At 55.2% G+C, this 7,320-nt stretch carries 7 protein-coding genes and 2 pseudogenes; 5 read left to right on the plus strand and 4 right to left on the minus strand.

Going from position 1 to position 7,320, the window contains the following annotated elements; translation table 11 throughout:
• Positions 1 to 126: 126 nt before the first annotated feature.
• From CWI75_RS18845 to CWI75_RS18005, 3 genes and pseudogenes are all read right to left on the minus strand, one after another.
• Positions 127 to 753, minus strand: a complete 627-nt coding sequence (locus CWI75_RS18845; RefSeq protein WP_162300129.1) for a glycosyltransferase — start codon at positions 751 to 753, stop codon at positions 127 to 129.
• 223 nt (positions 754 to 976) lie between these two features.
• Positions 977 to 1,285: a YdcF family protein gene (locus CWI75_RS18000; RefSeq protein ID WP_101522917.1), complete on the minus strand. Its 309-nt coding sequence runs from the start codon at positions 1,283 to 1,285 to the stop codon at positions 977 to 979.
• A 73-nt stretch (positions 1,286 to 1,358) separates the two neighbouring features.
• A pseudogene (locus CWI75_RS18005) lies at positions 1,359 to 2,063 on the minus strand (nucleotide sugar dehydrogenase); the annotation flags it as partial.
• 15 nt (positions 2,064 to 2,078) lie between these two features.
• Here CWI75_RS18005 and tnpA point away from each other — a divergent pair.
• From tnpA to CWI75_RS18030, 5 genes and pseudogenes are all read left to right on the plus strand, one after another.
• Positions 2,079 to 2,297, plus strand: a complete 219-nt coding sequence (gene tnpA, locus CWI75_RS18010) for an IS66 family insertion sequence element accessory protein TnpA (RefSeq protein WP_101522918.1) — start codon at positions 2,079 to 2,081, stop codon at positions 2,295 to 2,297.
• A gap of 117 nt (positions 2,298 to 2,414) precedes the next feature.
• A complete protein-coding gene (gene tnpB, locus CWI75_RS18015) occupies positions 2,415 to 2,768 on the plus strand; it encodes an IS66 family insertion sequence element accessory protein TnpB (RefSeq protein WP_101522919.1) in 354 nt (117 codons plus the stop codon).
• A 19-nt stretch (positions 2,769 to 2,787) separates the two neighbouring features.
• Positions 2,788 to 4,225 (plus strand): annotated as a pseudogene (gene tnpC, locus CWI75_RS18980) (IS66 family transposase).
• Positions 4,215 to 4,520: a hypothetical protein gene (locus tag CWI75_RS18025; protein WP_101522920.1), complete on the plus strand. Its 306-nt coding sequence runs from the start codon at positions 4,215 to 4,217 to the stop codon at positions 4,518 to 4,520. The pseudogene tnpC and the gene CWI75_RS18025 overlap by 11 nt, the downstream one beginning before the upstream one ends.
• Before the next feature lie 321 nt (positions 4,521 to 4,841).
• A complete protein-coding gene (locus CWI75_RS18030; RefSeq protein ID WP_101522921.1) occupies positions 4,842 to 6,797 on the plus strand; it encodes an acyltransferase family protein in 1,956 nt (651 codons plus the stop codon).
• Positions 6,798 to 6,880: 83 nt separating this feature from the next.
• On the opposite strand, the gene CWI75_RS18770 is transcribed toward CWI75_RS18030, so the two are convergent.
• Complete coding sequence (locus tag CWI75_RS18770) at positions 6,881 to 7,207, minus strand: transposase (RefSeq protein WP_101522922.1); 327 nt, start codon at positions 7,205 to 7,207, stop codon at positions 6,881 to 6,883.
• Between the last annotated feature and the right edge of the window lie 113 nt (positions 7,208 to 7,320).

Genomic DNA, 7,320 nt, shown 5'->3' on the forward strand with positions numbered 1-7,320 from the left:
GGCTTCCGAGCGTACTTAAGCGAATCAAACGCCAATGTGGTCATCATAGCCCTCCTGCGGCCGCTGGCAAGGGCCCCCTCCTCGCCAACATTCACAGCATCACAAAACCACCAAAAAATTGGTACATCAAAACCAACCAACTTCACCCAAGCCTAGCCCGCACCTCCCCCGCCGCGAAACCCTCCGCACCGCCGCCACCGCGGCCTCCACTACCATCCCTTCACCAAACCCCTCCTCCACCACCCGCCGCCCCGCTGCACCCATAACAGCACGCTCCCCCGCCGCCATAACCACCATCGCACCCATCGCCTGCTCCAACGCCACCGCATCCCGCACCTCACACAGCAGCCCGTTTACACCATGCTGCACCACATGCCGGCACCCGGACACATCGGTTACCACTACTGGCAGGCCCGTGGCGCCGGCTTCCAGCAGTGAGCGGGGCAGGCCTTCGCGGTAGGACGGCAGTACCACGCAGTTCACCTGCGCGAGCACCTGCTCCATGGCGTCGGTGGGGCCCAGCCATTCGGTGAACGGCTCTTCGCCCCAGGCCTGCAGCTGGGCGGTGGTCATTGCGGAGACGTTGCTGACATCGGCAAAGCCGCAGAGCCATAGCCGGCATTGTGACCCTGGGCGTGCAGCTGCCGCATGGCGGCGATCAGCTCGTGGAGGCCTTTGTCGGCCAGCATGCGGCCGGCGTAGAGGAGGCGGAAGGGGCCGCTGTGGGCTTGGCGCAGGGAGGGGTTGAAGCACTGAAGATCTACACCGAAGCCGGGGAGCAGGGTGAGGCGTGCGCTGGGTACGAGCCGATTGTCCACCAGCAGTTGCTGGTCCTCGGCGTTCTGGCAGAACACCTGCGCCGCCAGGGGCTGGCTGGTTTTATAGAGCCGGCGCCCCACTCACCAGCAAGCCCACCCTTTCATGCAAGGCGGTATTCAGCACGCGCAGATTTTCTGCCAGGTCCCAGCCGATCCCATCAACAAAAGCGCCCACTGCGGTAATCCACCGGGTAAGGGCTCATCTCTGGCCAGCCGGCCTGATGGAACTCGTGCATGGCGCGCGCCATGTGGAAGGCGCTGGTCACCAGCACCCATGTCTGGCCCGGCTGCGGTTGCGCCACAGCCAGGCTGAGGGCGGCGTTCTCTGCGGTATTGCGCGAACGCAGCTCCAGCAGCCGCCCCGTCAGCAGGCCGAGCAACGCCAGCGCCATGCCCAGCAACAGCCAGGCTTCCACTTTGATTACCGCGGCTACCAGCTTGCTGATGATGAAAAGGAGAGTGTCCATTCAATCCTGGAGTGTATTGGCTTGCCAGCACCGGGCCATCTGTAAACAGATTGTCAGCAAGCAGGCCCCAATCTCACGCCCGCACAATATGCCCCGCCCCCTCCCGATACACCCCCCTCGTATCCACAATTAGCCGGGCGTGCTCCCGGATGAGCGCATAGTCAAACGCATCATGGTTGGTGGCGACCACCACAGCGTCAAACGCCGCCAGGCTCTCAGCCGTCAAGGCCACACTCTGTAAATCAAAGCGATAGCGACGCATCGGGGGGAAGACCGGCACATGGGGGTCGCTGTAGGCCACATCCCCGCCCTTTTGCTGGATCAACTCCATGATCATGGCGGAGGGGGATTCGCGCATGTCGTCAACGTTCTTCTTGTAGGCGACCCCCAGTACCAACACGCGGCTACCGCGCAGGGCCTTGCTGTGGTCATTGAGACCCTCGACCAGCTTGCCGACGACGTAGTCGGGCATGGCACTGTTGACCTCCCCGGCCAGCTCGATGAAACGGGTGTGCAGACCGTACTCGTGGGCCTGCCAGGTGAGGTAGAACGGATCGATGGGAATACAGTGCCCGCCCACGCCCGGGCGGGGATAGTAGGCAGTGAAGCCGAAGGGCTTGGTGGCGACCTCAATCACCTCGAAGATGTCGATGCCCATACGGCCGGCGACTATTTTCAGCTCGTTGACCAGGCCGATGTTGACCGCGCGGTGGATGTTTTCCAGTAGTTTGGTCATCTCCGCGGCCTTGGTGGAACTCACCGGCACTACCTGGTCGACCACAGGAGGACACTCATGACCACGTCAATTCACAATACCTTTTCTCACGTAGCGCCAGAACCAAACTCGCGAATCAAACGCTCACAGGCTCAGAAGAAAGCGCTCGTCGAGGACTTCAACACCAGCGGCCTTACCAAGACAGCCTTCTGTAAACACCTCGGCATTGCCATCAGTTGTCTCAGTCGTTGGCAGAAGACACTGACTACAGAAGCTTCGGCTGAAGACTTCATTTGATATTACACAGCCCGTCGGTTCGGCGCCCGCCCCGCGTATTGCTGCTGAGGAACACCCGCGCTGTCAGGTAGAACTCGAGCTGGGTGCCTGCGTCGTTCTGCGCGTTCGCACCGGCTGATGTTCTTCCCGGAATCCCAGGTCAGGATCTGGCTGTATGCCAAGCCCACGGATATGCGCCGATCCTTCAACGGCCTGGCGGCGATGGCGAAGAACGTGATGGGGGAAGACCCGCTCAGCGGCCACCTATTTGTCTTCATCAATCGTCGCCAGACACAGCTCAAGATTCTGTATTTTGATCGCAGCGGTTATTGTATCTGGGCGAAACGTCTTGAGGAGGGGCGCTTCAACTACAACCGGTCCGCCGGAGAAAAGCAGGCGCTGAACTGGACGCAACTCAAGCTGATCATCGAGGGTATCGAACTCAGAAATACGCTACAAAGAAAGCGGCATTCTCACCCGCAAGCTATCTGATCAGGTATAATCCATGGCCATGGAAACGGCCCCCGCAACTCGCGATCATGCGACTTCAGATGAGCACAACCTGCGGGGTGTGCTCACTGAGATGCGCAGTCTCATGGATCAGAAGGACACCCGGATCCAGGCACTGGAACACCAGTTGAACTGGTTCAAACGCCAGCTGTTTTGCGAGAAGTCCGAAAAGCGGGACATGACAGACAACCCTCACCAACACACCATTGCCGACCTGCTCAAGGACCTGCCCGATACACCGGCGCGTCGGGCGCCAGACACGGAAACCATCACCTATCAGCGAGGCAAGGCAAAAAAGAACGCGCTGGACGGTTCGCCCGATGACAGCGGTCTGCAATTTGATGACAGTGTGCCGGTCGAGGAGATTGCGCTCTCGGCGCCGGAGCTGGATGGTCCGGATGCCGATGATTACACAATCATCAGCTTCAAGGTCAGCTACCGCCTGGCGGAACGTCCTGGCAGCCAGGTGGTGTTGAAATACACCCGTCCGGTACTCAAGAAGAAGTCCAGCCAGCAACTGATCACCACCCCGGCGCTGGCCAATGTCCTGGAGAGAAGCGTTGCCGATGTCAGCTTCCTGGCCGGGATGCTCTTGAACAAGTTCCTGTATCATCTACCCCTCTACCGCCAGCATCAGCGGAGCACAACGGGATCAAGGTGGCTCGCAGTACTCTGACCAACCTGACCCGGCGCAGTATTGAACTACTGACACCCATTTACCACGCCCAGCTACGCCAGCTGCTGCACAGCCGGTTCCTTGCGATGGACGAGACGCCGATCAAGGCAGGCCGCCGGAAGAAAGGGAAGATGAATCTTGCCTACTTCTGGCCCATTTACGGCGAACAGGACGAAATCTGTTTTACCTTCTCGCGATCACGCGGCATGCAGCATATCCTGGATCAGCTGGGGGACTTTAACGGCACGCTGGTGACGGATGGCTATGGGGCGTATGAGAAGTTCAGCAAACACAATCAGACGCTTACTCACGCGCAGTGCTGGGTGCATTGCCGTCGTGGGTTTGAGGAAGCCAAGGAAGCCGAACCGGAAGCGGTGGCCGAGGCGTTGGCCTACGTCGGGCGACTCTATGAGCATGAAGCCTATCTGCGGGAGCAGCCCTGAAGGTGTTCCGGAGCGACCCCGAGGTGCCACCGGACACCAATCACCTGGAGCGGGTTCTACGCGTCATACCCATGGGACGCCGTAACTGGCTGTTTAGCTGGACCGAAATCGGCGCCGAGCAGGTGGGGATTATCCAGAGTCTGCTGGTGACCTGCCGGCTGCACGGCGTAAATCCCTACGAGTACCTGGTCGATGTATTGCAGCGGGTCGGGACGCACCCGGCCTCCCGGGTGGAGGAGCTGACGCCAAGGTTGTGGAAAACAATCTTCGCGGACAATCCCCTGCGCTCGGATCTGGAGACGTTGACGCATGGCAGATGAAGCGGCCTACCGGCAATGGCGCGAGAGTGCCAAGACTGTGAACGCGATTGCAGCCGACAGCAGCCTGGCGTTGTGGGAAAAAGCACGCAAGGTCAACCAGGCATGTGCGGGGCTCGCGTTGGAAGGACTGCAATCCAAGCACCGCCACAAGGCGTTGGCGGCGTTCGGCAAAGTGAACTCGGTATTTGCCAAGTACACCATCAATAGCTTTGATGACTATAAACAAATGAGTGACGGTGACCTGCGAGAAATCGTCACCGCCGTCCGTGCGTTGGTGCCGCCAAAGGCAAAATAGTCACGCTGGCAACTACGCCTTGGAATGACCGCTTACATAACCAAACCCCTTCGTATCTGTCAATAAGCAGAAGGATAGGCCCAGAAAGGCGATGCTTACGTAACCCTCTTTTCTCAGTCATGAGTTTTCACATGATTGCGCGGCCTCGTTTGGCTGCCGCCGACGCCCCTCAATATTGTGCTATTTAGTTTGCTAATTGTCGCAAGTCTTGGATATAATTCTGCCCCGTTTCGATGTTCTTGCCTCGGGCTACGGCTTGGCAAGTGCCATATAAAATAGACCTTCGGCACACAACAAGCCCCCCAAGCAAACAGCGAGACTATGGATTATAGACGAGAAATCGACGGACTTCGGGCACTTGCTGTATTGCCTGTCATCCTGTTCCACGCTGGCTTTGAAATGTTTAGTGGCGGCTTTGTCGGTGTGGATGTGTTTTTTGTCATCAGCGGGTATTTGATTACCACCATCATTCTTAGTGAGTTAGAACAAGACAAATTTTCAATTGTTACTTTCTACGAACGACGTGCCAGGCGTATTCTGCCGGCATTGTTTTTTGTAATGCTTGTCTGCATCCCTTTCGCTTGGCTCTGGCTGCTGCCAAGTGATATGAAGGACTTTTCGCAAAGTCTATTGGCGGTTTCGTTGTTCGCATCCAACATCCTGTTCTGGCATGAGAGCGGATACTTTGAGGCTGCTGCCGAACTTAAGCCATTATTACACACCTGGAGCTTGGCGGTTGAGGAGCAGTACTACGTGCTGTTTCCGCTATTTCTTATGCTGTGTTGGCCGCTTGGCAGACGCTCGATATTAACTTTATTGTCTGCCGTGTTTGTTGCTAGTTTCGCCCTGGCACAATGGGCCTCGCTTGCTGATCCGTCTGCTGCCTTTTTCATCCTTCCGACACGCGGCTGGGAGTTACTAATAGGTTCGTTCGCCGCATTCTATTTATCCAAAGATGGTCGCAAGGAATTTAAAAAAAAAGCCGGAGAAATCGCGGGATGGCTAGGTGTAGCATTAATATTCTATGCTGTTTTTGCGTATAGCGAGGCCACCCCCTTCCCGGGCGTCTATGCGCTAGCACCGACCGTTGGTACTGTTCTTATTATCTTGTTTGCCACTCAACAAACCACCGTTGGTAGGTTTGTAGGCAATAGAGCTTTTGTTAGCGTAGGATTGATAAGTTACAGCGCATATCTCTGGCACCAACCACTGTTTGCTTTTGCTAAACACCGAAGTTTAGAGGAACCTAGTGAGGCCCTCCTAGTGGCTCTGTCTATCTTCGCTCTCGTTTTCGCCTATCTTAGTTGGCGTTTTGTTGAAGCTCCTTTTAGAAAACGAGAAGTTTTTACTAGGACTCAGATTTTTTATGGCGCACTCTTGGGAACACTTTTCTTTGCCTGTGTCGGCTTTGCGGGACATAGCTACGACGGGGTTCGTGAGCGCTTCAGCATTCCTACATCCGTTTACGATTCTGTTAAACGTACGAACCGGCTAGACGAGTGTTTTGGAAAAGCGGGAATACATCAGATCAAAGACTGGTATTGTACTTTGGGCTTGGAGAGCAAGCCCAAGGATTTTGTGGTCTTCGGAGATAGCCACGCATTGAGCGTATTGCCAGCTTACGATAATGTCGCAAAGGAATTGGATATTAGCGGCGCCTTTATTGGCACGTCTGGCTGTACGCCGTTTCTTGGAATTCATGCTCTGAGAAGTGACCAGGCATCCAATAATTGCTATGAGTTAAATCAAAGAGTTTATAGATATGTGAAGGACCAGAAGATACCGCTTGTGTTTCTTGTGGCTAGGTGGACTTACTATACAGATGGGGGTTACCGTGGCAATAACTTCTCGTACATTAGCACAAGCAAAGATGGTGTCAGGAGTAAAGATGAAAGTCGCCTTGCTTTTGAGGATGGGTTGGTCAAAACACTGAAGTCTTACTCCGATTTAGGTGTCACGGTAGTTATCGTTCCACAAGTTCCCCAGCAAATCAGCCATCCTCTGAATATATATGCGCGGTCTAGTCGTTTCCCAGATCGGGATGTTGCTATCTTTTCGGTTTCCAAGACAGAACACATTTCGCTACAAAGTTATGTTCGGGTCTTATTTGAGAGGAATAGCGCATCGATTTTGGAATTTGAAGGTATATTTTGTAATGATCTATATTGCCCTGTTGGTGACAATATCACTTCTTATTACTTTGACGCCGACCATCTTTCAGTTGAAGGAAGTAGGAAGTTCGAACCTCTTTTCCGGGCGTTTTTTATGAAGAGATAGACGAACACATTGTTTAGCATTGCTCCCATGGCCACTGCTGGTTTTCTGGTACTTTCTTCATTCCGCATCGTCTATGGCCGGTGTTATTGTTTACCTCCCTCCCGGCGTTCCGCCGCCGTTAGCGGTCGCTCTACATCGGCATCGGTTTCAGCTGCTGATCGGCAGCGCCGTACCTGCTCGACATACAGCCCTTTCTCTCGGCAGTACGCGGAGAGCTCTTCCTCGTTGAGGGCTGCGGTCTCAATGACAACTGCGAGCTTGTTCTTGCCGCTCCAGTTCTCGGGGTTTGATGGGTCTGCAGGCACGGCGTTACCTCGGTCACGGTATTGATTACGCCAATTATACAGGGTGACGTCAGAGACACCGAGATCTCTACTGACTTGTGCTACGGATTGCGCATTGGGCGGCATCAGTCGGGTTCTACCCCGCTTCAACGGACGGTTCTAAAACGGCTAAATACGCAAGATCACGCTTGGCTACTCTACGCCGCTTTCGTGGATTATGAAAACGCTCAATGTAATCG

Source organism: Kineobactrum sediminis (assembly GCF_002868715.1).
Classification (GTDB): Bacteria; Pseudomonadota; Gammaproteobacteria; order Pseudomonadales; family Halieaceae; genus Kineobactrum; species Kineobactrum sediminis.